This window comes from Flavobacterium sp. 25HG05S-40 (genome assembly GCF_052654735.1).
In genome coordinates this window covers 1,050,067-1,073,886 of sequence record NZ_CP199750.1, presented here as the reverse complement: position 1 = coordinate 1,073,886, position 23,820 = coordinate 1,050,067, and the positions used below count along the sequence as shown (strand labels likewise).

The 23,820-nt window shown below is 36.8% G+C and carries 20 protein-coding genes; 9 read left to right on the top strand and 11 right to left on the bottom strand.

Going from position 1 to position 23,820, the window contains the following annotated elements; all coding sequences use genetic code 11:
* Nucleotides 1-76: 76 nt before the first annotated feature.
* From ACULEU_RS04625 to ACULEU_RS04590, 8 genes are all read left to right on the top strand, one after another.
* Nucleotides 77-1,990, top strand: a complete 1,914-nt coding sequence (locus tag ACULEU_RS04625) for a T9SS type A sorting domain-containing protein (protein WP_445454281.1) — start codon at nucleotides 77-79, stop codon at nucleotides 1,988-1,990.
* A 106-nt stretch (nucleotides 1,991-2,096) separates the two neighbouring features.
* Nucleotides 2,097-2,726: a class I SAM-dependent methyltransferase gene (locus ACULEU_RS04620; protein ID WP_445454280.1), complete on the top strand. Its 630-nt coding sequence runs from the start codon at nucleotides 2,097-2,099 to the stop codon at nucleotides 2,724-2,726.
* Between the two features lie 699 nt (nucleotides 2,727-3,425).
* Nucleotides 3,426-4,505, top strand: coding sequence for a hypothetical protein (locus ACULEU_RS04615; protein ID WP_445454279.1), 1,080 nt, complete (start codon nucleotides 3,426-3,428; stop codon nucleotides 4,503-4,505).
* A 70-nt stretch (nucleotides 4,506-4,575) separates the two neighbouring features.
* Nucleotides 4,576-4,779 (top strand): hypothetical protein, encoded by a 204-nt coding sequence (locus ACULEU_RS04610; protein WP_445454278.1) that lies wholly within the window; start codon nucleotides 4,576-4,578, stop codon nucleotides 4,777-4,779.
* 960 nt (nucleotides 4,780-5,739) lie between these two features.
* Nucleotides 5,740-6,636 carry a MerR family transcriptional regulator gene (locus ACULEU_RS04605; protein WP_445454277.1) on the top strand — a complete coding sequence of 299 codons (897 nt, stop codon included), beginning with the start codon at nucleotides 5,740-5,742 and terminating at the stop codon, nucleotides 6,634-6,636.
* 54 nt (nucleotides 6,637-6,690) lie between these two features.
* On the top strand, nucleotides 6,691-8,151 hold the full coding sequence (locus ACULEU_RS04600; RefSeq protein WP_445454276.1) for a phytoene desaturase family protein: 1,461 nt from the start codon (nucleotides 6,691-6,693) through the stop codon (nucleotides 8,149-8,151).
* A gap of 11 nt (nucleotides 8,152-8,162) precedes the next feature.
* Nucleotides 8,163-9,002 (top strand): phytoene/squalene synthase family protein, encoded by an 840-nt coding sequence (locus tag ACULEU_RS04595; RefSeq protein WP_445454275.1) that lies wholly within the window; start codon nucleotides 8,163-8,165, stop codon nucleotides 9,000-9,002.
* 4 nt (nucleotides 9,003-9,006) lie between these two features.
* Nucleotides 9,007-9,450 (top strand): sterol desaturase family protein, encoded by a 444-nt coding sequence (locus ACULEU_RS04590; RefSeq protein WP_445454274.1) that lies wholly within the window; start codon nucleotides 9,007-9,009, stop codon nucleotides 9,448-9,450.
* 86 nt (nucleotides 9,451-9,536) lie between these two features.
* Here ACULEU_RS04590 and ACULEU_RS04585 read toward each other — a convergent pair whose 3' ends face one another.
* From ACULEU_RS04585 to ACULEU_RS04570, 4 genes are read right to left on the bottom strand one after another with little or no spacing between them, the layout of a single operon-like run.
* Nucleotides 9,537-10,070 (bottom strand): DUF4252 domain-containing protein, encoded by a 534-nt coding sequence (locus ACULEU_RS04585; protein WP_445454273.1) that lies wholly within the window; start codon nucleotides 10,068-10,070, stop codon nucleotides 9,537-9,539.
* A 6-nt stretch (nucleotides 10,071-10,076) separates the two neighbouring features.
* On the bottom strand, nucleotides 10,077-10,619 hold the full coding sequence (locus ACULEU_RS04580) for a DUF4252 domain-containing protein (RefSeq protein ID WP_445454272.1): 543 nt from the start codon (nucleotides 10,617-10,619) through the stop codon (nucleotides 10,077-10,079).
* A gap of 12 nt (nucleotides 10,620-10,631) precedes the next feature.
* Nucleotides 10,632-11,081 (bottom strand): hypothetical protein, encoded by a 450-nt coding sequence (locus ACULEU_RS04575; RefSeq protein ID WP_445454271.1) that lies wholly within the window; start codon nucleotides 11,079-11,081, stop codon nucleotides 10,632-10,634.
* Complete coding sequence (locus ACULEU_RS04570) at nucleotides 11,068-11,577, bottom strand: RNA polymerase sigma factor (RefSeq protein ID WP_445454270.1); 510 nt, start codon at nucleotides 11,575-11,577, stop codon at nucleotides 11,068-11,070. Before ACULEU_RS04570 ends, ACULEU_RS04575 begins: the two co-directional genes overlap by 14 nt.
* Nucleotides 11,578-11,698: 121 nt before the next feature.
* Between ACULEU_RS04570 and ACULEU_RS04565 the strand changes: the two genes are divergently transcribed.
* Nucleotides 11,699-13,114: a S41 family peptidase gene (locus ACULEU_RS04565; protein WP_445454269.1), complete on the top strand. Its 1,416-nt coding sequence runs from the start codon at nucleotides 11,699-11,701 to the stop codon at nucleotides 13,112-13,114.
* Here the strand turns inward: ACULEU_RS04565 and ACULEU_RS04560 are convergent.
* The 7 genes from ACULEU_RS04560 to ACULEU_RS04530 all read right to left on the bottom strand — a co-directional run bounded on the left by ACULEU_RS04560 (nucleotide 13,111) and on the right by ACULEU_RS04530 (nucleotide 23,720).
* Entirely contained in the window at nucleotides 13,111-14,025 is a 915-nt protein-coding gene (locus tag ACULEU_RS04560; protein ID WP_445454268.1) for a dimethylarginine dimethylaminohydrolase family protein, read from the bottom strand. The genes ACULEU_RS04565 and ACULEU_RS04560 overlap by 4 nt on opposite strands.
* Before the next feature lie 363 nt (nucleotides 14,026-14,388).
* Nucleotides 14,389-16,560 carry a tail fiber domain-containing protein gene (locus tag ACULEU_RS04555; protein WP_445454267.1) on the bottom strand — a complete coding sequence of 724 codons (2,172 nt, stop codon included), beginning with the start codon at nucleotides 16,558-16,560 and terminating at the stop codon, nucleotides 14,389-14,391.
* A gap of 240 nt (nucleotides 16,561-16,800) precedes the next feature.
* Nucleotides 16,801-17,094, bottom strand: a complete 294-nt coding sequence (locus ACULEU_RS04550; RefSeq protein WP_445454826.1) for an FkbM family methyltransferase — start codon at nucleotides 17,092-17,094, stop codon at nucleotides 16,801-16,803.
* The gene (locus tag ACULEU_RS04545) at nucleotides 17,073-17,609 is read right to left on the bottom strand and encodes an FkbM family methyltransferase (protein WP_445454266.1); all 537 of its coding nucleotides are present in this window, start codon (nucleotides 17,607-17,609) and stop codon (nucleotides 17,073-17,075) included. Before ACULEU_RS04545 ends, ACULEU_RS04550 begins: the two co-directional genes overlap by 22 nt.
* 75 nt (nucleotides 17,610-17,684) lie before the next feature.
* Nucleotides 17,685-19,649, bottom strand: coding sequence for a T9SS type A sorting domain-containing protein (locus tag ACULEU_RS04540; protein ID WP_445454265.1), 1,965 nt, complete (start codon nucleotides 19,647-19,649; stop codon nucleotides 17,685-17,687).
* Nucleotide 19,650: 1 nt separating this feature from the next.
* Nucleotides 19,651-22,170: a hypothetical protein gene (locus ACULEU_RS04535; protein ID WP_445454264.1), complete on the bottom strand. Its 2,520-nt coding sequence runs from the start codon at nucleotides 22,168-22,170 to the stop codon at nucleotides 19,651-19,653.
* Nucleotides 22,171-22,436: 266 nt separating this feature from the next.
* On the bottom strand, nucleotides 22,437-23,720 hold the full coding sequence (locus tag ACULEU_RS04530; protein ID WP_445454263.1) for a citrate synthase: 1,284 nt from the start codon (nucleotides 23,718-23,720) through the stop codon (nucleotides 22,437-22,439).
* Nucleotides 23,721-23,820 lie beyond the last annotated feature (100 nt).

Genomic DNA, 23,820 nt, shown 5'->3' with positions numbered 1-23,820 from the left:
ACCGGGGAACGTTTTCTAGGCGGAATTGCTATATTTGATTCAAAATTACAGTACCATTACTTTAAAATATCTTACTATGAACTTGAAATCTACTTTTGTATATATAGCTATACTAACCTTGGGTTGCTTACAGGCACAAACAGGTTTTCACACCACAGCCGTTAATTGGTCGCTGCCACAGGGCGGTCAGATAAGCTCTACTACCACTTATGGTTTCAACGCATTGGGTGATGGTTCCACCTCCAACCTAACCGGGGATCAAATATGGACTACCATGGATATGAACGGTGACAGTAGACCCGATATCGTGGTTACGGCTAACGTGGTACAACAAGGGAATTATGCTCTGGATATGGTCTTTGGCCTCCCAAGTACCCCTTATTGGAAAGTATACCTTAACAATGGCAACGGTTACAACGCAAACCCTATCAACTGGACCCTGCCTCAGGGCGGCGAGCTGAGCGATACGGGTTCCTATGGGTACAACGCTATTGCCAGAGGTTCGACTTCCAACCTAACAGGGGATCAGACTTGGACTACCACCGATATGAACGGTGATAGTAGACCCGATATCGTGGTTACGGCTAATGTGGTACAACAAGGGAATTTTGCCCGAGATATGGTATTTGGCCTTCCCTCTAATCCGTATTGGAAAGTATACCTTAACAATGGCAGCGGTTTTAGTACCACAGCGGTAAACTGGACCCTGCCGCAGGGCGGCGAGCTGAGCGATACGGGTTCCTATGGTTACAACGCTATTGCCAGAGGTTCGACTTCCAACCTAACAGGGGATCAGACTTGGACTACCACCGATATGAACGGTGACAGTAGACCCGATATCGTGGTTACGGCTAACGTTGTACAACAAGGGAATTATGCCCGAGATATGGTATTTGGCCTGCCCACTACCCCTTATTGGAAAGTATACTTGAACAATGGCAGCGGTTTTAGTACCACAGCGGTAAACTGGACCCTACCTCAGGGCGGCGAGTTGAGCGATACGGGTTCCTATGGTTACAATGCTATTGCCAGAGCTTCTACCTCCAACCTGGCCGGGGATCAAATTTGGAGTACCACCGATATGAACGGAGATAGTAGACCCGATATCGTGGTTACGGCCAATGTAGTCATCCAAGGGAATTTTGCCCGAGATATGGTCTTTGGACTGCCCTCTACCCCTTATTGGAAAGTATACCTTAACAATGGTAGCGGTTTTAGTACCACAGCGGTAAACTGGACATTGCCGCAGGGCGGTGAGCTAAGCAGTACCGGTTCCTATGGGTACAACGCCCTTGCCAGAGCTTCGACTTCCAACCTGGCCGGGGATCAAATTTGGAGTACCACCGATATGAACGGTGACGGTAAACCCGATATCGTGATTACGGCCAATGTAGTCATCCAAGGGAATTTTGCCCGAGATATGGTATTTGGACTGCCAACTACCCCTTATTGGAAAGTATACCTCAACAATGGCAGTGGTCATAACACAACCCCCATTAACTGGACCCTGCCTCAGGGCGGTGAGCTAAGTAGTACCGGTTCCTATGGGTACAACGCGGTAGCCCAAGGTTCGGTCAGTAACCTTGTAGGGGATCAAACCTGGAGTATCATCGACATCAACGGTGACGACAAACTGGATTTAGCGGTGCTCTCACAAGCGGTCACTGTTTCGAATTTTAGCATCAACCCTGTATTTGGCCTACCTTCCACGCCTTACTGGAAAGTGTATTTGAGTAATGCCTCCCCATTAGGCATGACTCCATTTAATACTACCGCTAAAGTTACGGTATACCCTAACCCATCGCAAGGACTGTTTATGATTAAAACGGAGGCTGAAAACGTACAGGTAATCGTCAGCGACCTCAGCGGCAGAACCATAGCCCGACATAACGGCAAGACTATCGATTTGTCTGGTTGTACCAAAGGCGTATACCTAATGCAGGTGGAAATTGATCATCAAACGACTACTCAAAAAATTATCTTGGAATAGCCGGTTAACGATAAGCGTGAGCAAAAGATTATTTTAAATTGTAAATTGTAAGTTAGTAATGACTAGGTATACCGTCGTCTAGAGACTCATCATTTGAATTACTGCAATGGATAACTATAGAGAAACATTTGAAACTTGGAATAAAGTAGCTCAATTATACGAAGATACATTTATGGATTTAGCTTTGTATAATGACACTTATGATACATTTTGCGAACTAGTGTTGCCGAAAAATCCATCCATTTTGGAAATTGGTTGTGGCCCCGGAAACATAACAAAATATCTATTGGCTAAAAGACCCGATTTTGAAATTCTGGGAACTGATATTGCGCCAAACATGATTGCATTGGCTCAAAAAAATTGTCCAAACGCCACTTTTGAAGTACTTGACAGTAGAGCCATTGAACAGATACAAAGTAAATTTGACGCCATTGTTTGTGGATTTTGTATCCCGTATTTATCCCAATGGGATGTCGAAAAATTGATACGTGATTGTGAAAATTTATTAAAAGAAAATGGGATCATCTATGTAAGTTTTGTAGCAGGTGAAAAATACGAATCAGGCTATCAGAAAGGAAGTAGTGGCGATAGCACTTACTTTTACTATCATACTATAGCAGAAGTAACCCATCAATTAAGTCTTTCTAATTTTAAAAATCAGATTTTGATGCAAAAAAGGTATGTAAAAAATGATCAATCAGAAGAAATACATAGCATCATCATAGCTGAAAAATAACTACAGATGACCCCAGCTCCCTCTCGACTAGAGCCCCCGCTCCCGCGCGACTAGAGCGAAGCGACTCACGTAGCAATCCTTTCGCTTGATTCGTAAACCAAATAAAATAGTACCGTAAAAAACATTGGTTTTGTTGCTAGAATACCAATTGAAATGTTGTCACATTTTTTACGCTCAAAAAAATTTTGTGACAAAAACTGTCACAATTTTTTCAAAACGATTTTTTTTGTGACACTTTTTTTTGCGGACCTCACTCCGCAATCCAGATAGCTTAGGTTCAGATTTAGGTAATAGTTCCCGCCTGCGCGGGAATGACAGAAATACGCCTGCGCGGGAAAGGTTGGTTTGCCACTCTTCTACCAATTCTAAAATAGCCAACAGCCAGTAGAATTTATACGTAGCCGAGGTATTCAAAGCATACAACGAGTTTAGCAACTGAGAGGATCTGAGCCAGTAAGACGTTCATCTCATTTAATTGTGGTAGTGCTCAAATAATGAATTTAACGATTATATCGGCATTTCATCGAAATAGTAATGCATTATAAAGCTCATTTTGTAAGTTTAGTTATCGGTAAATACCACCATGACCGAGTTTAAAGTAGATGAAACTTTTGGTTTTATTACATTATTGTCAAACTCATAGAATAGTACATGCTTAAATTTCTGGTCGCCCCGCTCTTAAAATTCAACTCCTTTTTAATGAGGTACAATCAATATGTAAAACTCATTGTCTCTTTGTATCCTGCTATTGCTGCTATCTGGATTGCTTTTAACAAGGATTCGATAATAAATCACACCCAGACGTTTTATCAACATAAAAGAGCAGTGCTTATTGCGGATTATTGTATTCACTATCCAACGCTCATTTATTGGAGCCTTCTGATTTGCTGGGTCATCCTCTATTTTACATTTGTTACCAACGAAAGTGCTGTAAGCAAAAAGAATACGAGTTCTTTGGAATCCGCTATATTTAAATCACCCAACCCCAATATTTTTTCACTTTATTATGTGTATTATAAAAATATTATGACGCAGATAAGCGAAATTGATACCGCTAATAATCCATTAGCTTGCACTAAAAAATTCAATACCATCCTCAAAATCATCGCTCAATTAACCAAAGACTATATCAATGGTAAAGAGCCAGAGGGTTCCATCAATTCTGATTATAGTGCCAGTATTATGATTTATATTCCCTATACTGGTAATGAATATTTAATAAAAAAAATGCGAGAGCAAGATGAAGAATGGATTCATTTTAAAGATACTGATTTGAATTCGATTTCGGGTGTGCTGCACCTAATAACAGAGTTTGGAGATAGTGCAGAAGGTGTTATTTCAATTAGCTTACCAGTAATGACGGGTAAAAACAGAAATGATATTGAAAATAAAAATCTACCGGGAGCTCCGGCTGTAGCAGCATTAGAAAGTAAAGGAGATATTAAATATGTAATGTCTAACGTAAATGACCCTAATAGTTATAGGCATCTGGGACAAATAGAAGTGAACAATGCAAATGCGTATTGGAAGAAATTAAAGCCAAAAGTCATCAGTTTTGTCTCTTTTCCGATATCTTATTCCTGCCCGGAAAATGCAAATGACAAGATTAGAATCATTGGTGTTCTAAATATCAATTCTGCAAAAGGAGACGTGTTAGGAGACGACAAATACCATTCTACTTTTACCGCTTTGATTTATCCCTTTCTGTGTCAGATTGCACCTCATTTAGCAAAATACCAAAAAAAATATATCGAAAAATTAGTAGAAAAATATCAATAAAATATCATAATGATGTAACCAAACATAAAAAAAGGTACGTATATTTATCACATTATTAAACATATTACATATGAAATCAGAACAAAGTAATGGCAAGGACAATAAAGCTAAAGATAGCGCAGTTGTCGACAACGGGTTTAAAAATTTTCAAAAAGAACTTGAAAATGCTAGAGAGTACCAAGCTGAACATGGAGTAGTCAGAAAATCACACGGTGGGTTTATTTTTAACTTCGGAGACAGAGAACCTATAGGATATAAAAGGAAGAAGAACTAGATTATAAAAAAAATTTCAAATATTCAAAAGTGCATAACTTGCGTTAATAACGAAATAATCAAAAATTAGATGCTTTATGCATCTTTTTTTATTTACACCCACTCCGCAAAGTCAGTAGATTTAGATAATAGTTCCCGCCTGCGCGGGAATGACAGAAATACGCCTGCGCTTCAAAGAAATCTTAGCCAACATCATGAAAATCTACAACATCGAATAGTTGCCGGTATTTTTGAATGAGAAATTGTAAAACCGATTGTAAATATGTAATGAAAATGAAAAATCCCGTAGGGATGGTTTTGTTGTAGCAACGGATTTCAATCCATTGATGAATATAAAATTCCGTTGAAAAAATATAAAATCCGTACGAATGGATTTTTAGCAACAATAGTTTCATGATTTTGAAAGACAAGAAATCCAATCCAATCAAAAGAAACCCCGAACGTTGGCAAAACAATCTTTTATCGGAAGACTAGATCGAACCCGTATTCCGAAATTACCAGTTTGTGGGTGGCACCGTAGAGTACGTATTTGTTAATCATATCCCGGGTATCTTCCACAGAAGGAAAGTTCCGTTCCAAAAGACCTGGAGTCAGATCAAAAAACAGCGCCGGGTCTTCTATCTTTTCTCCTTTATAAAAATACTCTACTAGTAATGGATTATCGATGCTTTCGCAATATTCGAAAATAGCGGCAATGGACATAGGCATAGTAATGAAGGTTTGGGATTGTAAAGATAATCGCTATTTTGATACCCTAGTGTTAAAGCGAGGTCGCTGTAGTGTTAAATAAAAGCGTAGTTCATCGAAAAAAAGATTGGCTGCGGATTTCTTTCGGATTCATTACATATGAAGTGGCGAACCGCTTGCACAAAAGATTGGCGTATTTTTTTGTAAAGTTTTGGAATAAAATGCGCTTTGTAAAGTTATTTTGTTAATTTTGTTTAACAAATATAAGGAAAACATGAACAATGTTAAAAGCGTTTTTAGTATAAAAGATCTGGAAAACCTAACGGGTATCAAAGCTCACACTATTCGCATTTGGGAAAAAAGATACAATGTTTTGGAGCCTATGCGAACCGAAACTAATATTCGTTTGTATGATTTAGCGAATCTTCAGAAAATTTTAAACATCACGCTGTTACACAATCACGGTTATAAAATTTCGAAAATTTCAAAGCTATCCGAAGAGAGAATCCCAGAGTTGGTTAATGAAATTATATCTGATAAAAGTGTTAAAAATCATGCCATTAGTTCTTTTAAAATGGCTATGATGAACTTTGATCAAACATTATTCGTGAACACTTATGATAAACTTCTGAGTGAAAAATCATTTAAAGAAGTGTTTTACACTATCTTTATTCCGTTAATAGAAGAGATAGGCTATTTATGGCAAACCAACACTATCTCTATCGCACACGAGCATTTCATCAGTTATTTAATCAAACAAAAACTATTAATTAATACTGAAAAACTTCAGCTTCAGGAACCAACAAATACGGATAAAGTTTTTGTTTTATATCTTCCGGACAACGAAATCCATGAGCTTGGATTGATGTATTTGAATTATGAAATTCAGTTAAATGGTTATAAGACTATATATTTGGGAGAAACAGTACCTATAAATAGTCTTAAAGATGTAAAAAAATATTTCGATAATATTGTTTATGTTTGCTACACCACTGTGGAACCGAATAAAACTGCCATTAATGATTATGTAAGACAAATCAAGAGAGAAGTTCTTACTGATGATTCGGAAATGTGGTTTATTGGCAGAATGATTGAAAGTATTGATAAGTCATTAGTGGATGACAAAATGAAAATTTTTACTTCGATAGATAATTTAGTTCAAAGATTATAATTTTCGTAAAAAGAAAATTTATTGTTTAACTTTTTTATATCTTTGTTAAACAATATGAAAAAACAAATCAAAATAATAGGATCGGGGTTTTCTTCACTAGCAGCTTCTTGCTATTTGGCAAAACAAGGCTATGAAGTAACTATTTACGAAAAAAATGCTACCATTGGCGGAAGAGCGCGCCAATTAAAACGAGATGGATTTACCTTTGACATTGGGCCTACTTGGTATTGGATGCCCGATGTATTTGAACGCTTCTTTGCTGATTTTGGCAAACAACCATCAGACTACTACGACCTGATTAAATTATCGCCTGCGTATCAAGTGTATTTTAGAAAAAATGACTTTATAACGATAGCCGACAATCTTCCGGAAATTGTCAACACCTTTGAAGCTGTAGAACCCGGAAGCGGTAAAAAACTCGAGAGTTTTATCAAAGAAGCACAAAGTAATTATGATATTGCTATCAAAGACTTGGTGTATCGTCCCGGTGTTTCACCTATGGAATTGGTAACTTTGGAAACGGCCAAAAAGGTAACGCAGTTCTTCGGAAATATTTCAAGTGACATCCGTAGAAAATTTAAGAATCATAAGTTAATCCAAATTCTCGAATTTCCCGTACTTTTCCTTGGGGCCAAACCCTCGGACACACCATCATTCTACAGTTTTATGAATTTTGCAGATTTTGGTTTGGGAACTTGGCATCCTAAAAACGGAATGTACAGCGTGATTTTAGCTATGGAAAAGTTGGCCAAAGAGTTGGGTGTAACAATTCACACTAACGCAGTGATTGAAAAAATCATTGTGGACAATGGCATTGCTAATGGTATAGTAGTAAATGGCGAAACAATAAAAGGAGATATCATTGTCAGCGGAGCAGACTATCATCACAGTGAAAGTTTATTAGATAAAGAGTATCGTGGTTATTCTGAAAAATATTGGGAGAGAAAAACTTTTGCTCCATCATCACTTCTTTTCTACGTTGGATTTGATACTAAAATAGAAAATGTAGAACATCACACGTTGTTTTTTGATGTCGATTTTGATAAACATGCCGAAGCGATTTATGACAACCCAAAATGGCCAGAGGAACCTTTGTTTTATGCTAGCTTCCCATCCAAAACGGATGATAATGCCGCTCCAAATGGTAAAGAAGCCGGTATATTTTTAATTCCGCTAGCACCCGGATTAGAAGACACTCCGGAACTGCGCGAAATCTATTTTGAAAAGATAATTACTCGATTTGAAAAACTGACAGGACAATCGGTGAAAGATAAAGTTCTTTTTAGCGAATCTTTTTGTGTAAATGATTTTATCAAAGAATACAATTCGTATAAAGGAAATGCATACGGCTTGGCCAATACCCTATTTCAAACAGCATTTTTACGACCTAAACTAAAAAGTAAGAAGGTTGAAAATTTATTTTTTACCGGACAATTAACAGTACCAGGCCCTGGTGTACCACCAGCATTAATATCAGGAAAATTAGTTGCAGAACTTATCCAAAATAATCTTTAACTTTACAAGATATGAAATCACTTTTTGACAAAATATCATTCGACTGCAGCAAAAACGTTACAAAGTCCTATAGCACCTCATTTTCCGTTGCCGTAAAAATGTTGGCACCCTGCATTCGACAGGACATTTACAATATCTATGGATTTGTTCGTTTTGCCGATGAAATTGTAGATACCTTCCATGATTACGACAAGGAAAAACTTTTCGGAATGTTTGAACATGATTTGGAAAAGGCCTTAGAAAACAGAATAAGTTTAAACCCAGTGTTGAATTCGTTTCAGCATACCGTTCATAAATACAATATTCCGCTAAAGATGATTGATTCGTTTATGAACAGTATGAAATTGGACTTACACAAAAAAGAATACAAATCATTTGATGAGTACAACGAATATATTTATGGTTCGGCTGATGTAGTTGGTCTTATGTGCTTGAAGGTTTTTGTCAAGGGAGATGAACATAAGTTTAATGAACTGCAAGCGAGCGCTATGCGTTTGGGTTCTGCATTTCAGAAAGTTAATTTTTTAAGAGACTTAAAAGCAGACTACGAAGACTTGAGTCGCACTTACTTTCCAAATACCGACTTATCGCGTCTAGATGAACATTCAAAACATCTAATCATCAAAGAAATCGAAGCCGATTTTGAAGCAGGTTTTCATGGTATACTCAAACTTCCAATGGAAGCTAAGTTTGGAGTTTATACTGCTTATGTGTATTATAAAAAGCTTTTAACCAAGCTCAAAAACACGCCATCGGTAGAAATAAAGAATGCTCGAATCCGTGTTCCCAATTATGAAAAATTTGGTCTTCTGGCCAAGTGCTATGTTAATTATCGTTTGAATTTATTATAAAATTATGCTACTTAATATTTTTGTTTTTATTGCTACTTTTTGCATCATGGAATTCATGGCGTGGTTCAGCCACAAATACATCATGCATGGATTTTTATGGAATCTGCACGCCGACCATCATAAAAAAGATCACGATTCTTGGTTTGAACGCAACGATGCTTTCTTTTTGTTTTATGCTGTAGTAAGTGTTGGTTTCTTCTTGCTATGGCAGAATAACATTCTCCCCATTGGTTTAGCCATCGGACTTGGTATCTTTGCTTATGGATTGGCGTATTTTACGGTGCATGATATCTTTATTCATCAACGTTTTAAAATGTTTCGTAATGCAGACAATCGTTATGCAAGAGCGGTAAGAAGAGCTCACAAAATGCACCACAAACACATTGGTAAAGAACATGGTGAATGTTTCGGAATGCTGGTTGTTCCGTTCAAATACTTTAAAAAATAACAGCAATATCAACACTGCTTCTCTTCAAAAAAAAGTCCTCTTGTAATTAAACAAGAGGACTTTTTAAATTTAATAACTAACCTATTTTATTTCATCAAAGCTTGTAAAGGCTTTAATTGATCCATGTCAACATTCGCAGTCTTTAATAGCGAAAGCATGTTCATGATGTTATTCGGATTCATATCGTTTCCTAAAATGCGTACTACGGCAAATCCGTTATCCTTCTTTTTGGCAAATAAGATAAACTCATTGATATGATCATCATCGCCTATATAACTTATAGAGGCAGCATCTTTACCGGAACCTACTTTCATCAACTCCTGATAGTCTTTCCCTTTGAGAATTTCCGTTACCTTTTGGCTTTCCCTATCATAAGAAGCCTTGTTTTTTTCGTCTAACTTAAAAGCCAGAATATTCATCTTGTCAAAAGAACCTAAAGCTATTTTCTGATCGGCAGTCAGTTTACTTTTATCAATATTGATGATATTTGAAGAAACGTCAAGAGCAATAAAATCTTTCTTTTCGGAGTTCTCTACAAAATATTTTTGAAGCGTTGGTTCTCCTGTGCAACTTGACAGCACTAAAGAAATGATTATGGCGAAGTACAATGCGATTTTCATGGCTTCTTATTTTGCTCCTTTGGAACCTTTAGTACTTTTAGATGCTTTTTTCAAATCATCACCACCAGGCAAATTCATTTTATCGGTCAACACCGAAAGTTCGTTCAAATCAAAATCACCAGTCAACGACATCAAAACTGACTCCGACTTAGGTCCGGCTCCATCTACAAACATCAGCAATTCCTTAATTTGAGAATCTGTAGCTCCTGATTTTACATAGATTTTTACACTTTTACCTTTTTCGGTCATTCGCATTAACTCTTCAAGAGCAGCAGATTTGATATATTTATCTGATACGGCTCTCATTTCGTCCGCTTTCTTATCGCTTTGTGTTACAAATACTCGAAGGTTGTCCAATTTTTTGATCAAATTCACATACTGTTGCGTCTCTTTGTCTTTCGCATCCATTTTGCCTAACATGGCGAACATTTTTTTATTTACAATAACGGTCGCAATGTTTTCATCACCGTCAAATTTGTCAAAAACACTTTGTCCAAAAAAGGTGTTGGTACTTAAAACTAATACTAATGTTAAAAATATTTTTTTCATGATTTCTGATTGTTATTTTTTAAAAATTTTGTTTTTTGATTGTTCGTATTCATTTAAATAGCTCATACTTCCGATACCTTTATTTACGCTTTCCGAAATCATAGCCAACGCTTTCTGCGTTTCTTTAAAAGCTACTTCAGGATCATCAATAGTCCCTAAATTTTGAGATTCAGGTGTACTCATAGAATCGTATGTCAATAAACCCACGCCAAATAAAACTGCTACAGAAGCGGCAACAGATAACCAAACTATGCCTTTGCGTTTCTTAGTTGTTAACGGAATCGTTGCGGTAAACTGCTCTTGTTTTGCTTGTAAAGCATAGCCAAATAATGGTTTGTATTGTTCCAAATGCTGCGCAACATCTGAGGAAGCAAAATAATCTTTCAATTCTTTTTCTTCTGCAATACTGGTTTCTGCCTCGAAGTATTTTTCTAGTAATTTTTCTATATTATCCAATGCCATAATGATGTGTTTTTATCATTTTTTCTCGTATCGTTTTTCGTGCTCTTGACAATGCAGTGCGTATTGCCTGCTCGTTCATTTCTAAAATCGTACTCATTTCCTCAAATTCCATTTCCTCAATGTCTCTCATTTGTACAATCAGTTTCTGCTGTTCGGGTAAGTCATTCATAATGCGTTCTACCCAACTCCATGTATCACTATCTTCCACTTTTTGCTGAAGACTAGCTTCTCTATCTGTGAAGTTGTTGTGAACAATTTTCATATTACTGGCGCGTTTTGACTTCAATTGATCCAAACAATAATTCTTGGTCATGGTCATCGCGACCGCCTCCACACTATTATAACTATCCAAACTCTCGTTTCTGCTCCAAAGTTTTACCAAAACTTCCTGAGTCGCATCTTCGGCTTCTTCAGTACTCACAAGCAAACGCTTTGCAACTCTGAAGAGTTTATCCTTAAAGGGGTTTACCAATTGCATAAACTCATTTTGGTTCATGGGAACTACTATTGTTGGTTGGTTATGTAGTCATGACGACTCACATTTTTATTTGTTACAAACAAAATACAATTTTCAATCTAAACTTAGTAAATTTACGTTTATAAAAAGAAAAACTGCTATGAAGAAACTGATTGCCTCCATGTTACTACTTGTAGTGTTTGTTATTCCATTTGGCTGCGAAGATATGGATGACAATGCTGTACCAAGCACTTTAGAAATTAATGATTTTGTTTGGAAAGGAATGAACTTATACTATCTATGGCAGGCCGATGTACCCAACTTGGCCGATGACCGTTTTGCAACACAGTCGGAATTGAATACGTATTTGGAAACTTTTGATAATCCGACAAGCTTGTTTAATGCCCTTCGTGTTCCTGCACCAACGGACCGATTCAGCGTTATTTACAGTGATTATTCGGTTTTAGAAGGCGTACTTTCGGGAAATACTATGAACAACGGTATGGATTATGCCTTAAAATATACCGATACTAGTGAAACTTCCGCTTTTGGTTGGGTACGCTATATCATTCCGAATTCCGATGCGGCGACAAAAGACATTCAGCGTGGCGATGTTTTTTATGCTGTTGATGGGGAGCAAATAACGGGTGAAAATTTTCGTACCCTTTTTGCACGAACAACTTATACTTTAAGCCTTGCCGATTATAGCGAAACCGCCGGAGTAGTTACCATTACGCCCAACGGACGGACGGTAACATTGACAAAAACCAACCTGGCAGAAAACCCCATATTACTGAATACAGTGATTACACAAGGAACACACACTATTGGTTATCTGATGTATAACGGATTTTACAGCAGTTATGATAGCCAACTGAATACTGTTTTTGGTAATTTTGCCTCTCAAAATGTAACCGATTTGGTATTGGATTTACGCTATAATTCGGGTGGTTCTATTGCAACTGCAGTCAAATTGGCGAGCATGATTACGGGACAATTCTCGGGACAATTATTTGCCAAACAACAATGGAATGCCAAAGCGCAAGCGTATTTTTTATCGAATAACCCATCATCTTTAGAAAACCGATTTGTGAGTGGCTTAAATGGATTACAACTTACTAAAGTATATGTGTTGACTACAAACGCAACAGCTTCTGCAAGTGAGTTAGTAATTAATTGTTTGAAGCCTTATATAGAAGTAATCCAGATTGGCGACAAAACCACGGGGAAAAATGTGGGATCGATAACACTTTATGATTCGCCTACTTATTCAAAATCAAATGTAAATCCGAATCACAAATATGCCATGCAACCTATTGTTTTAAAGATTGTAGACAAGAATGGAAATGGCGATTATACAACGGGTATTGCGCCTACAACGCCTTTCCCCGAAGATATTGAGAATTTGGGTATTTTAGGTGATGTAAATGAACCTTATTTAAATGATGCCATTAACCAAATTATTGGAGGCGGAAGAAGCATGCCACATACTCCGGATCGCATCAAAAGAGATTTCATTGATTCCAAATCGATACAGCCGTTGGGGAATGAAATGTATGTTGAATATCCGAATTAGTCTCTGATAAGTGGCAATGTAGAACATCGAAGCAATCCTTCTTGTTTAGCTATTTCGGCGTACGGAATTTCTTCTACAGTAAATCCGTTATCGCGAAGCCACTGATTAAGACGGGTAAAGTTTTTCTCTGATACCACAACATTGTCATCGATAGAAAAGACATTGGAATTCATGTGGTACATTTCATCTCGGGTAATGTGGAATAAGTTTTCTCTCCCAAAAAGTTGGACTAGAAATACATAATCGGCTTCTTCACGGAAGCCGCTTTTGTAGATGATTCCTTTATTTTTTCCAACAGGTTGAAAACAACAATCAAGATGCAAAGCATTATCACGCGCTTCGAGTTTTGATTTTACTAAGTCGAATTCCTTCACAATTTTATGAGGAAATAATTCCTTGATGTATTGCACGCCCTGCATGTTGGTTCGGGCGGTGATATAGTCTTTGTAGTCTGAACCTTTGTACGTTCCGATAAAGATGTAGTCGTTCCAAAGCATCACATCGCCACCTTCTATATGCACTTCTTCGGGTGGACGTACTACTTTTGCCGGATTAATTTGGTCAATCACATACTGAATGGCATCTAGTTCGCGTTCTCTATCCGGAAGAATATTGGCTTTTATAAAAATATCATCAATTACAAAACCAATGTCGCGTGTAAAAATCTGATTGTAGTTTTCAATCATTTCCGGACGGAATACCTTCACATCATATTTTTGAAACACCTGATTAAACGCTTCCATTTCGGTAACCATATCTTCTTCAATAGGATACGTCCCTGCAAGAATATGCTCTAATGATTTTGGGTCGTAGGCTTCTTCAGCAGTTGGGGTTGGTCCGTTATTTAGGGCGGAACCCAATACAACAGCTCTTAATCGTGACGTTTCGTTTTTTACATGTAACGGTAGCATACAATGAGTTTTGGTTTGAAGCAAATATAAAAAAGCTTCTCGGTTAGGAGAAGCTTTGTTTATAAGTATTAAATAAAAATACTTATACTTAGCTGATTCGTTATTATGAGTAATCACTAAACTAAATATACCTATTTATTCAACTATACCTTATGTATTGATTGCTCCAGCAATGGGTATTATTAACATAATATAGGATTTATATACGATATATACACGACATATATACGACATATCTACGACATATATTTAAACTGATAAGAGTTTTAGGTTGCTTATCTTAGTAGTATTAGAGAAAGGATTTACCACAAAAAAAGCCTCTCGGTTAGGAGAAGCTTTGTTTATAGGTATTGAAGGTTTTAATTATTCAAAAATGATTTTTTTAGAATCGATACTATCATTATTAATAACTAAACTAATTATATAAACACCTGTTCCGAAATTATCTTTTTGAAAGGTTTTGGAGATATTGTTTTCCCTTTCTTTTATATTTAGACTACTTAACAACTTTCCATTGATATCGTAAATCTCAAGACTAGCACTTTCAACTTCTTTTTCAATATTTAAAGAAACGGTAACGATGTCACTTGATGGGTTGGGAGCAACACTTATAATCTTAGTATTTCCGAATTTGATAAGAGTACTATTTTTTTCTGAAACATAACAACCAATTCTTTCATTTAAACAATTAACCTGAGTTTGCAATGCATTTATTTTATCGTTTTGAGTTTTAATAGCTTCAACTAAATATGGTATTAGTTCTATGTAATTAACCGATTTTCTATCTTGTTTTCCTTGTTCAGTTTCATATTCTTGGGTAATTACTAAATGAGGGAGCACATTTTCAACTTCTTGTGCAATAAAACCTGTATGCACTTGACTATCAAAATTCATATCCGGATTATTATTAACATCCCAATAGTAATGAACGCCTTTTAATTTTAAAATTTTTTCCAAGGGTTTATCTAGTGCTCCTATCTCTGTTTTGTAGTTTGCATCAGAGGTAAAATATATACCATTAACTTTTTCATTGCCATTTACAAGTAATTTTAATCTTCCTGCTGGTAGAGGTAGTTCAATTTGTGAAGCGGGATAAGGTCCCGTAGTTGTATTGTATAAAAAATTTTGGTTAGGAGTGGGAGAAGCCCATCCAATAGCTACTCCAGTTCGAATTATTTCAGGACCTCCATTCCAATTATCATAAATTTGTGAGCATACTAAATCACCGCTACTTGTTGATTTTGGAACAAAATTATTAACTGAACAATCATTAGTAATACCAACGCTCAAAACTCCTTGCTTATCATTAACTAGAATAACATTTCCACTAGTGTCGACAGAAAGCACTTTGTCAGTGGTATTAGTTATAGCGGTATTAGCATTGTTAAGATCCGCAAATTGTAATGCTGAAAGACCTAATGTGTTTGCAGGGTGCGTACCGTTAGCATTGATAATTACAGTTGAATTGGCCGTATCATCAACATTAAAAGTTATTGTTTCCCTTCCATTTGCTACCCCAAAATCCCCTTCAATCAATGGTGTTGTAGTTGCTGAGTTATCTATTGCTAAATGATTGTCAACAGCAGTATAGCCGGCTCCCGACTGGCTTCCTAAGAAAACGTTGCCACTTCCTGTTGTGTTTTCTCCTGATAAATTACCTACATAGACATTTTGCCTTCCATCAATATTTAGAAATCCTGATTGAGCACCCAAAAATACGTTTCCACTTCCCAAACCAGCACCAATATTATTTCCTTGGGTGTTAACACCTGATTGAAAGCCCATGAAAACATTATTTCTTCCTCCGTTTATATGAATTGCTGAAGCAGTACCAATAAAAACATTTTGTCTTGCATTTGATAAAGTAGCCCCAAAATCACCCCTTCCAGAGTTGGCACCTATACAAACATTATCATTGGCTGTCCTTAACAAATTTCCTGACTGCCCACCTATATAAGTATTCCCGCTTCCAGCAGAATTTGTACCTGCCTGAAACCCAATAAAAGTATTGTTGTCTCCGGAAGTGGGATTAAGTTGCCCTCTTGCTGTTTCTGCGCCTATAAAGGTGTTAAAGTCGCCACCTATAAAACCTAGCCCGCTACGAGCCCCTATAAAGGTATTGCTCTGCCAAGACTGTTGGTTATTAAAAGCAGACCCAGAATCTGTTCCAATAAAAGTATTTCTTACTCCATTTTGTAGCGTTAATCCAGAACGAGCTCCTATAGAAACATTTTCGACACCTTCTAAATTACCCAAACCCGATTGGCTACCTGAGAAAGTATTGGACTGACCGAAAGTATTTGCAAATCCTGACTGAAATCCAAAAAAAGAATTATTAGTGCCAGTCCCCGGAAAAACGGGTATTGGATTAGGTTGTGTGTTTGTTCCACTTTGTACCCCATATATTACATTTTGATTCCCCAGAGTTGCCGGAATAGTAGCAGCCGTTGTAACAATATTATTCTGTGCATTCCCTTTACTAATCCCTCCCAGAATTAATAAACTTACCATAAATAAGATTTTTTTTGTCTTCATAATATTTTGATTTTAAGGTTTATACCAATAAAACTACTGTTAATTTTAATAGGAATTTTATTTATAACCTTAAATAATTATCAACTTAAATTGTGAAAATAATTATTCCGCATTATGTAAACTGTAATACTTTTTTTGTTATTTTATTTTCTCTTTATTTTATGAATTCTTCAAGAAAATAGCGTGTCAAATAAAAAAGCTTCCCGATTAAGAGAAGCCTTTTTATATGAATTTAAGTTTTTATTTGATGTTGGAACCTGCGAAAGTAATAATCTCCTTTCCTCGGAATGTAACCGTTTTGAATGGATAGTTTATCTTTTTGAAAAACTCCTCTACTTTAATATAGGTAGGTTGTCCATTTACAATATGATAGGAGGCGATTGCAAAATTGGGTTTGTATTTTTGAATAACGGTAACACAACCGTCTAAAGCCTCAATTTCAGCACCTTCAATATCCATTTTAATAAAATCTAATCTGGGTAATTGTAATTTTTCAGCCCAACTATCGAGTGTTACGGCTTGCTTTTTGACAATTTAGCATTTTCTGAAAACCAAACTGCAGAGGAACCTACTGTTCCGGCTTCTTCAAAATCAACCAAGACATTTTCATTCCATAACAATAAATCTTCGATAATAATATTATCCGGTAAATCGTGATTAAGTGCTCTGTTGGCATTGAGACGTTCTACATTGAATTTATCGGGTTCAAAACAAAATACTTTACCATTATTACCGACTTGTTTAGAAAAGAAAATAGAAATATGTCCCATGTTCGCTCCGGCATCTACAACAACATCATCTTTCTTAGTTTTGTAAAAATGCTGGTAATACTCAAAATCATCTGCTATAGGATAAAGTGCTTCATTAGTTAACAAAACAGTATCTTTAAAGGCAGTTTTATAAATGATCTTGTCTCCGATGTTTTCAATAGCAAATGAAATTCCTTTTCGATTAAACAAGCTATAAAAGAACAATTTCATTCGTTCCTTGGCCATCCCTTTTGGAACTATGAAGCTTATAGCTTTTTTGATTTTTTTCTTTACACTCATGGCACAAATATAAAAAAGCTTCTCGGTTGGGAGAAGCTTTCTTTCTTAAAACTATAAACTATTTCAAAACTCCTTCTAATTTTTGATCAACTTTTTCGTTAGCATTTTCCCATCTTCTGAAGTAACGTTGATGATATAAATACCATTGGCATATCGGCTTACATCAAATTGGGTTTGGTCGGCTAAATCTATTGTGCGCTCGTCAACTACTTTTCCGTCAATGGTTGTGATACTTACCTTATTCATTTTTGCATTGTTCATGATAATATCGATAACACTGCTAGAGGGATTGGGAACAATAACAAAATCTCTTGCCACTTTTACCAAATTAACTCTTTCATCAACAACAGGCTGCTGAACCGCTACTGATGGTGCTGGCCCTTTATAAATATAGCTCGCAGAACACCCTTCGGGATAGGCGGCAAATTGCGCTCCAAATTCGGCTTCAAACCCCGGATTGAGTTCGACGTAATTTTCGGCATGATAGACGACTCCATTTGACAGCACATTATCACCAACCGAAACAATGTTGGCAGCTTTTATCCAATCGGATCGTTCTTTTTTCTTAACAGCATCAATTGCCGTGTTATTGACATCATCTGCTGGAGACACTAAGGTCAGTATCGTTTGGCAGCAATCTACAAAAGTTACATCGGGACCCACATTAGCCGAATTATCTGAAATCGTATAGATAAAGGTTCCGGCTGGACAATTCACATTAAAATTCGCATCAATCAGGAACTCAAAATTACCAGTCGGATCGGCTCCGAATAAACTCGGCAAAACGTCGAAACAAAATGTTGTCGCTGTGAGTTGCGTTGGCGCATTAATAGTTCCAATCACGTTTCCATCTTGCGTAATATTTAATACAATGGAATTTAACGTAGCATTGGCTGGCGGTTGATACGTTCCGCAAACTTGAATTGGCGTAGTGCTTGCTACATCAGGACAATTGATGTTGGTTGGTTCTGTGTTTAAGGCACCTAACTGTGGACTGGCGCAAACGCTTCCGCAGATATTATCAATATAAACCGTTCCGAAATGCGCAGAAGGTTGACAGTCACTTACTGTGAATTCGATAGTTCCCGGTTGGTTTAGAATTTCGCCTACATTCAATCGAGCACAAATCCAATCGGTATACAATACTCTTCTTCTTTGGCTAACATAAATCACATTAAACAAGCAGTTATCCGGATTGGCAATAATGCAAATTTCATCTACCACATTATTAAACTGATCCAAAACTCTCACTCTAAAAAAGGGCTGAATAGGCTGACCGTGCTCAGGCTTATTATCCATGACCAACGAAAAATTAAAGTCGATTGTAGGCTCGTTGATGTTTGGAAAATATCGGGAAATAGTGGTTTGGTCAGATGATCCTAAACCTTGCTGATTGTTCAGCTTGATGCACTTATTACCACCAGCACTATACAATGTCGGAATATTATAACCTAAGCCCGCTAAAACGGGATCAAACTGCTGATATCCCGGGCTAGTATTGTCAATTAAGGTGACGGTAGCATTCATGTCATTTACTACTGGTGTAACCATGTTTGTCGCCGAAATTGATGTTGGCGTAGCACAGGACTGGAAAAAATCTACTCCCGAAGCCGGTTGCGGATGCGGATCAGACCAAAAGGTATACCCCGCGGTACCGTTTTCAAAATCACCATTGACGCAATCTTGTTGAATGGTTACCGGAATTGGTCGGGCAAAATAGTTTTCTTTTTTATCCGGATTCCGAATAAAAAACAGTTTTCGCAACTCCACTATTTTAGCTTTCAGAATAGCTTGCTGCAACTGAGCATCGGTAAATTCTTCTTCGCTTCTGAGGTGTTCGATTACTTCATCAGTTACAGCCTGAGACAATTCGTATTGACTAAAATTAACATCAATAAACTTTTGAATATCGAGCTCAACTTCGGCAGCATTGGAAATCCTGTTGTTTTCAGAATTCAAATACTCATTGATTTGTGCCGAGAGGATATTTGAATGAAAACAAATAGCACAAACCAGAAGTGTTTTTACTAAGGTTTTCATATTAATCCTGATTTGCGGTTAGTAGTTGTATTTGCTGTTGTAATTCTTTTATATCCTTAGTATTTTTCTCTATGGCTTTATTTTGTTCGATGATGTACAGTGTTAACTCTTCGATTTTTGCCATGTGTTTTGCTTGCATCTCCGCTAAGTCAAGTCCATCTTTTGCTAATGCTTCCGCAGAATCAATACCTGGTAAATGTTTGTGCTCAGCAATGTAAGCTTCTACATTTTCTAAAGGCATCAAATTATAGTCTTTTTCAAAAACATAATCGGCCCAATTAGCGGTGCTTCTCAACGCTACTTTCACTTTTTCAGTCAAGATTCCACCTTCAACATACAGTTTGTAATTTCCGGTGGTAGTAGGATAGGTAGCTGTAGAGCCAATATAAATTTTACCGTTAGATTCGCTACTAGAGCCATTGAACCAAATGTTTCGGTTGTTCATATAAACAATTCTATTGTTGTTTATCGTAGTAGCCTGATTTAAAGTTCCGTTATCAGCAAAAATACTTCTATCGGTAGAACTTACTCGGTAAGGAGTTGCTGTTGAACCATTTCCGGTTACTGTTACATTTGTCCCAGCTACAACAGTAGTTGAAGGCAATGTAAAAGAACCTCCATTGTTGGATAAGGTTACGACATTACCAGATTGCGTAATCGTTTGCGGTGGATAAGCAGGAAGCGTCACGCTGTTCCCGTTTGAAATGGATAAAACATTTCCGTTTAAGGCAAGCGCTTGAGCATCTGTATCAGTATCCGTAAACGTTGGCAGTGTAAAAGATCCACCATTGTTGGATAAGGTTACGGTATTACCTGTTTGTGTAATCGTTTGTGGTGGATACGACGGAAGCGTCACACTATTTCCGTTAGAAATTGATAAAACATTTCCAGCTAATGCTAATGCTTGAGCGTCTGTATCGGTAAATGTTGGCAAGGTGAATGATCCACCATTATTAGATAAGGTCACGGTATTACCTGTTTGTGTAATCGTTTGTGGTGGATACGAAGGAAGTGTCACGCTATTTCCGTTAGAGATAGATAAAACATTTCCAGCCAATGCTAATGCTTGAGCATCTGTATCAGTATCTGTAAAAGTTGGTAAAGTGAATGACCCACCATTATTAGATAAGGTTACGGTGTTACCTATTTGTGAAATCGTTTGTGGCGGATATGAAGGAAGCGTCACGCTATTTCCGTTAGAGATAGATAAAACATTTCCGGCCAATGCTAATGCTTGAGCATCTGTATCGTTAAAAGTTGGTAAGGTGAATGATCCACCATTGTTGGAAAGTGTAATGGTATTTCCGTTTTGAGAAAGAGTTTGCAATTCGTTTGTAATACTACCGTCCACTTCAGCGATTGGTGCTGGAAGATTTACTGGTGCACTTTGTAAACCATTAACCGTAGTTATTAATTGATTGCTGGTATTTATCGTATTGGAAATTGAATTTACGATAGTTGCAGAAGAGGTTATGGAATTGACATTACTAGTCATGATATTGGCATTCGAAGTAAGTACATTACTTTCCACAGCGTTAGATACCTTTTGTAAAACAACATCGCCAGAAGCATTAACACTTAAAAATTTATTACCTGGTTGCACAGTTACGTTATTAAAGCTACTAGTAAGATTGGTAAATCTAAGTCCGGAGTGTCCGTCTGTACCATGAGTAATTTCTACTTTATTATTTGGAGAACCTGTTCCGATTCCGACTTTGCCTTCTACTAATAAACCGCTTGCTGGTGCTACTTCTCCAAAACTAGTGCCATCCGGAGTAAAATTTCTACCTATTACGACTCCACCTTTTACATCTAATCTGTTGTTTGGGATAACATTATTCCCTAAGCCAATTCCAGTATTACCATTTCTGGCTATAAAAATTCTTTGTAATCCATTACCATCGGCAAGAATGATGGATTTATTTAAATCATTTCCTGCTAAAAAAGGCGTTGTTGGCACTTTTTCGACAGCAACTCTTGTTCCAATAATAACATTATTGTTACCGTTTTGTAAGTTGATACCGGTTTCCGTCCCTAGGAAAATATTATTATCTCCAGACAGTAGACTTCTCGGACTGTAAGAACCTACGGAAACGTTACTATCTCCAATGGTTAATAACATAGAGCCATAACCAATCCCAGTATTATTGTTTCCTTCGATGTTGGCTTCCAAACTTCTGTGCCCGATAGCAATATTTCGAATTCCTGAAACATTGCTTAGCAAAGCTCTTGTACCAAATGCCGAATTTAGGGTTCCAGTGGTATTACTTGCCAAGGCTCCATTTCCAAAAGCACAGTTAAATCCACCAGAAGCATTTTGCAGTACGCCAATTCCAAAAGCAAGATTACTGTTTCCTGAGTTCTGAGTAAGTACATCTTTACCAAACCCCAAATTAAAATTTCCAGAGTTAGTAGCTCCAACATTATTTCCGAAGAAGATGTTATCCGTTTGTGCATGGGATGCAAAAACAAATCCGATAAGAGTTACGATTGTAATACAATAGGTAGTTTTCATTTTCATAACAGAACATTTAAAAATTAAAGAATTAATTAGAATCTCCGATAATTTTTTGATGATATGTTCTGCTGTTTTGACAATATCAAATGTATATTCTTTTTTTAAAAATATCTACAAAATACCTATAAAATCGTTGAATTACACATTTTATGATTTACAATAAGAATTTATCTTACATACTTAAAAATACCTTACAGCACTATTTGAGGTTTTGGCAAAAAAAAACTCTCTGTAAATGCAGAGAGTTTTTTAGAGAATTGGTATAAACCTTATCTTTTATCCATTGCAACGAAGTCGCGTAAAGGATGGCCTGTATAAATTTGTCTTGGTCTTCCGATAGGTTCTTTGTTGATACGCATTTCTTTCCACTGCGCAATCCAACCTGGTAAACGTCCGATAGCAAACATTACCGTAAACATATCTGTTGGAATTCCGAGAGCACGATAAATAATACCGGAATAGAAATCCACATTTGGATATAATTTTCTTGATACGAAGTACTCGTCAACCAACGCCGCTTCTTCTAATTGTTTGGCAATATTTAAAATAGGATCATCAACTCCTAAAGTAGCTAAAACCTCATCAGCTGCTTTTTTGATGATTCTGGCTCTTGGGTCAAAGTTTTTGTATACACGGTGACCAAAACCCATTAAACGGAAAGGATCGTCTTTATCTTTTGCTTTTGCCATATATTTTGCTGCATCACCACCGTCTTTTTGAATTGCTTCAAGCATTTCTAAAACGGCCTGATTGGCTCCGCCATGTAAAGGTCCCCAAAGTGCAGAAACACCGGCAGAAATAGAAGCAAATAATCCCGCATGAGAAGAACCTACAATTCGTACTGTAGAAGTAGAACAGTTTTGCTCATGATCCGCATGAAGAATGAATAACTTATCTAAAGCATCAACAACTACTGGACTAGCTTTGTATGGTCCTGTTGGTAATTCAAACATTAAATGCATGAAATTCTCAACATAACCTTTGGTATTATCATAATAGTTTAAAGGATAACCCATCATTTTTCTATACGTCCAAGTAGCAATAACCAAAAATTTACCCATAGTTTTGCAAACGGCCTCATACATTTCCTTATCATTTTCTACATTGACTACTTTAGGGTTAAAAGCGGTTAATGCACTAGTAAGCGCCGACAAAACACCCATTGGATGAGCCGTTTTTGGGAAACCGTCAATGATGTTTTTCATTTCTTCGTTTACCAAAGTATATTTTCTGATATCGGTTTCAAATTGCGCAAGCTCGGCTTTGGTAGGCAATTCTCCAAAAATAACCAAATAGGCTACCTCAAGAAAGTCGGCTTTATCCGCTAAATCTTCGATAGAATAGCCACGGTAACGAAGAATTCCTTCTTCTCCGTCAAGGAAAGTAATATCACTTTTACAAGAACCTGAGTTTTTGTACCCGGGATCAAGGGTAATAGCACCTGTTAAGGCACGTAATTTTTCAATATCGATGGCGGCTTCGTTTTCACTTCCTACTATTACCGGAAGTTCATACTTTTTTCCATCGAATTCTAATATGGCTGTTTTAGACATGATATAAAATGGGAATAAATCTTAATAAAATCATTAATTCGACAAAATTAGCGAATTGGTGACGAAATAAAAAAGAATTAAGACAACGTTTTCGTTAATA

Coding starts and splice junctions, on each gene's coding strand:
- ACULEU_RS04580 (WP_445454272.1), bottom strand. CDS start 10,619: ATGAAAAAAATATTTTTAACATTAGTATTAGTTTTAAGTACCAACACC.
- ACULEU_RS04540 (WP_445454265.1), bottom strand. CDS start 19,649: ATGAAAACCTTAGTAAAAACACTTCTGGTTTGTGCTATTTGTTTTCAT.
- ACULEU_RS04535 (WP_445454264.1), bottom strand. CDS start 22,170: ATGAAAATGAAAACTACCTATTGTATTACAATCGTAACTCTTATCGGA.
- ACULEU_RS04610 (WP_445454278.1), top strand. CDS start 4,576: ATGAAATCAGAACAAAGTAATGGCAAGGACAATAAAGCTAAAGATAGC.
- ACULEU_RS04575 (WP_445454271.1), bottom strand. CDS start 11,081: ATGGCATTGGATAATATAGAAAAATTACTAGAAAAATACTTCGAGGCA.
- ACULEU_RS04555 (WP_445454267.1), bottom strand. CDS start 16,560: ATGAAGACAAAAAAAATCTTATTTATGGTAAGTTTATTAATTCTGGGA.
- ACULEU_RS04570 (WP_445454270.1), bottom strand. CDS start 11,577: ATGAACCAAAATGAGTTTATGCAATTGGTAAACCCCTTTAAGGATAAA.
- ACULEU_RS04600 (WP_445454276.1), top strand. CDS start 6,691: ATGAAAAAACAAATCAAAATAATAGGATCGGGGTTTTCTTCACTAGCA.
- ACULEU_RS04530 (WP_445454263.1), bottom strand. CDS start 23,720: ATGTCTAAAACAGCCATATTAGAATTCGATGGAAAAAAGTATGAACTT.
- ACULEU_RS04605 (WP_445454277.1), top strand. CDS start 5,740: ATGAACAATGTTAAAAGCGTTTTTAGTATAAAAGATCTGGAAAACCTA.
- ACULEU_RS04615 (WP_445454279.1), top strand. CDS start 3,426: ATGAGGTACAATCAATATGTAAAACTCATTGTCTCTTTGTATCCTGCT.
- ACULEU_RS04585 (WP_445454273.1), bottom strand. CDS start 10,070: ATGAAAATCGCATTGTACTTCGCCATAATCATTTCTTTAGTGCTGTCA.
- ACULEU_RS04595 (WP_445454275.1), top strand. CDS start 8,163: ATGAAATCACTTTTTGACAAAATATCATTCGACTGCAGCAAAAACGTT.
- ACULEU_RS04620 (WP_445454280.1), top strand. CDS start 2,097: ATGGATAACTATAGAGAAACATTTGAAACTTGGAATAAAGTAGCTCAA.
- ACULEU_RS04625 (WP_445454281.1), top strand. CDS start 77: ATGAACTTGAAATCTACTTTTGTATATATAGCTATACTAACCTTGGGT.
- ACULEU_RS04560 (WP_445454268.1), bottom strand. CDS start 14,025: ATGCTACCGTTACATGTAAAAAACGAAACGTCACGATTAAGAGCTGTT.
- ACULEU_RS04565 (WP_445454269.1), top strand. CDS start 11,699: ATGAAGAAACTGATTGCCTCCATGTTACTACTTGTAGTGTTTGTTATT.
- ACULEU_RS04545 (WP_445454266.1), bottom strand. CDS start 17,609: ATGAGTGTAAAGAAAAAAATCAAAAAAGCTATAAGCTTCATAGTTCCA.
- ACULEU_RS04590 (WP_445454274.1), top strand. CDS start 9,007: ATGCTACTTAATATTTTTGTTTTTATTGCTACTTTTTGCATCATGGAA.